Genomic DNA, 762 nt, shown 5'->3' on the forward strand with positions numbered 1-762 from the left:
CGGGGAGCATCTTCCTCTCCGCCCTCACTGGCGACGAGCGTCGACAGATCGCCGTCATGCCACTCAATCTTGTTGCCGATCAGCCGTTCGATCGCGTCGATGTATTTCGTGTCGGACTTGGTGGCGATGGTGAAGGATTTGCCCGAGCGTCCGGCGCGGCCGGTGCGGCCGATGCGATGGACATAGTCCTCGGCATGGATCGGCACGTCGTAATTGAAGACGTGGCTGACATCGGGGATATCGAGGCCGCGCGCGGCAACGTCCGACGCAACGAGGTAGCGCAGTTTACCGTCACGGAAATTGGCCAGCATCTGCATGCGCGCGCGCTGGTCCATGTCGCCATGCAGCGCGCCGGCGTCGAAATCATATTTCAGCAGCGAGCGGAAAAGCTCCGAGACCTCGACCTTGCGGTTGCAGAAGATGATGGCGTTCTTCAGCTCCGCATCCTCGGCCTTTATCAGATTGCGCAGCGTCTCGCGCTTATCCCAGGGTTTCGAACCGGATTTCACCAGCCGCTGGATGATGTTGGTGGCGGCCGACGCGGCCTTCGAAACCTCGACGCGCACCGGCGCGTGCAGGAATTTCTCGGTGAGCTTGGTGATCTCAGGCGGCATCGTTGCCGAGAAGAACAGCGTCTGCCTCGTGAACGGGATCATCTCGCAGATGCGCTCGATGTCGGGAATGAAACCCATGTCGAGCATGCGGTCGGCCTCATCGATGACGAGGATCTCGACGCCGTTGAGCAGAAGCTTTCCGCGCTCG

1 protein-coding gene is annotated in these 762 nt (G+C 60.9%); it reads right to left on the reverse strand.

Annotation, left to right across the window (positions count from 1 at the left end; genetic code table 11):
- On the reverse strand, nt 1–762 hold a 762-nt coding region (locus tag E5W87_RS16170; RefSeq protein ID WP_292399276.1), incomplete at both ends, for a DEAD/DEAH box helicase.

It is taken from the genome of Mesorhizobium sp., from assembly GCF_004962925.1.
Lineage (GTDB): Bacteria > Pseudomonadota > Alphaproteobacteria > Rhizobiales > Rhizobiaceae > Mesorhizobium.